Here is a 2291-nt window from a genome sequence, read left to right on the forward strand (position 1 = left end):
GTTAGATATCGAGCGATCAATCTCAGCGTTTGGATCTTTCTTCAGCTGCGCTTGAATACGTAGCGTGTCGATTTCAATCTTTTGATTGGCTTGCTTTAAATTGCTTAGTTGCCTCTCATTACTGATGATCTCGTTAAGCTTTGGTTCCAGTACCAGCGTAAAAAGCAACATGATCACGACAACTAAACCACACAGCGCGATAAGCAATTTTTCACGCGCGCTCATTTCGCCAAAGCGCTCTTCTAATGAGAGCCAGAATTCGTTCATTTCTCTTTATCCTCGCGCGTTTTTAGTTCAAACGTCACAATATCCTTATCATTTCGGCCAATTTTGACGTCGTCAAATGTCCGGCCAACCAAGCTAATCTCAGTTTTAAATTGGTTAACCCAACTTGGTACTGAGCTCGGCTTTTTCGCCAGTCCCTTCAGATCTAAGGTATGGTTATTGATTCGAATTTCGGACAAAGAAATTTCTTGGTTTCCTAGCTTAGCTAATGATTGCATCACGCCAGAGTAACCCGTGCGCTGCGAGTCATCGTATTTCCCGACGGCTTTAAGCGAGTCTCGCTTCGCCTTGACTTCACGCTCTAATCGGGCTTTAGCTGCCAGCTTATTATTGTCGGGTTGATGCTTACGTAGCTTGACTTGATAGCGTTCAAGCTCTGACTTCATGATATCGCCTTTGCTTTTTACAATAGCAATTTCATCTTCTAAACCACTGCTCTGCCAAGTCACATAGCCGTAAGAGAGTAGAATGGCCGCAGCCGCGACACCCCAAGATAACGCGATATTTCTTAGTGTCAGGAGCTCTTTTTTCGGCTTTAAGTAATCAGGGTATAAGTTAACGCGTCGAGTATTAGAAGCCGCAGCAGCATCTGCTAAAACGTGTCCTGATAACTCATGTTCTGGTGGTAATAACGGAGAAACTTTAGTGCTTAAACGGTAGTTTAGAGACTGAACAAGCTCACTCTCATCCTCCTCATCACAACACACTTTCAATTGATGCAGCTGCACATGGCGCAACTGAGAAGAAAGATAATCAATCGAACGTTGCAGTTCTAACGAGAGGCTATCCATCTGTAACTCGCTAGACGGAACACCCGTTAACGGTGGCGTCACACTGCGAATCGAACGATGGAACGCGATAGTATTTTCGACAAAAGCGCTAATACGGAAGTGACCACGCACACTGCGTTGTAATAATAGGAAGTTACCTAGTTCACCTGCGGTCTCTCCCCAAATGTCGTCTTCAGGAAGAATAGCTTCTAATGGCAACTGGGCGCGACTGGCCAGTAACACGATCTTATCCAACATTTTTCGTGATAAGACGTAAGCTTGCACTTTGGTTGAATTGGGTAGCTCTACCGCATCGGCAATGATGTCAATGGCGCGCTCAGAGATCAGTTCTTTCAACAAAAACGGTAATGCTGCAGGCCATTCTTGGCGCGGCATGACAGGTTTGTCGATTTGATACATCTGATAATAGTTATGAGAAAGGACAACCGTCAGAGAATCATACGCACTCGCAGCAACGCTCAATGCTTGCTCTACGGCTTTCTCCCAATTGGATTCAGAAATATCAAATTGGTATGGGCGACCACTTTTTATTGAAGATGATAAATAAACGGCGTCTGGCTGAATAACCAAAAAGCAGGAACGACCACCACCAGATGATCGTTTGAGCTTGTCGAGTAGTGCTTTGAAATCCATGATTATTATCTTTATTTTTTACGCCAGCGATTTCGTCTTCCCAATTTCACTTGGGATTCTGATTGAGAACTTGGCAATGCTTGTGGACGAGGAAGAAACTGCTGCTCTGCAGAGAAGTAGCGCCCTTGCCCACCATAAACCCCGAGCTCAATTAACGTGTTGAGCTCGTTTTGATTCTCAATTCCCACTGCTATGATTTTAGTTTTACTGTTTGCCGCGGCACCTAGCATGCTGCGGACAAATAGCTGGTTCTCATGTCGCTGGTCGATTTTTGCTACTAAACTGCGATGAAGTTTAAGGTAACGAATATCCACTTCTTTTAAATAGTGAGTGCTGACGATGGTTCGTCCAGCCTGCCCAACCATTAAGTGGCACCCTAAACCGGCCAGCATTTTAGCGACTGGTCGCATAAAGTCTAAGTGTCTTACAAATTGTGCTTCAACAAACTCAAAACTGAGACACTTTCTCTGTTCACGTGACAACTGTAAGAGTTCATCACGAAACCATTTAAAGTACTCTCGGTTAGAAAAAGGCGTTACATTCAAATTGAGCGCATACTCTCTCGAGTTATCAAAATTATCC

General features: G+C 44.3%; 3 protein-coding genes. All 3 read right to left on the reverse strand.

Annotated elements, in window-relative coordinates; all coding sequences use genetic code 11:
- On the reverse strand, positions 1 to 267 hold a 267-nt coding region (gene gspM / locus CAG69_RS21630; RefSeq protein WP_161446177.1), incomplete at its 3' end, for a type II secretion system protein GspM.
- On the reverse strand, positions 264 to 1709 hold the full coding sequence (locus CAG69_RS21635; RefSeq protein WP_161446179.1) for an MSHA biogenesis protein MshI: 1446 nt from the start codon (positions 1707 to 1709) through the stop codon (positions 264 to 266). The genes gspM and CAG69_RS21635, both read right to left, overlap by 4 nt.
- A gap of 11 nt (positions 1710 to 1720) precedes the next feature.
- On the reverse strand, positions 1721 to 2291 hold a 571-nt coding region (locus CAG69_RS21640; protein WP_161446181.1), incomplete at its 5' end, for an EAL domain-containing protein.

This window comes from Vibrio sp. V43_P6S15P86, assembly GCF_009904725.1.
GTDB classification, from domain to species: Bacteria; Pseudomonadota; Gammaproteobacteria; order Enterobacterales; family Vibrionaceae; genus Vibrio; species Vibrio diabolicus.

What these genes read in the sequence shown, in the direction of transcription:
- CAG69_RS21635 (WP_161446179.1), bottom strand. Translation starts at nt 1,709, where the DNA reads ATGGATTTCAAAGCACTACTCGACAAGCTCAAACGATCATCTGGTGGT.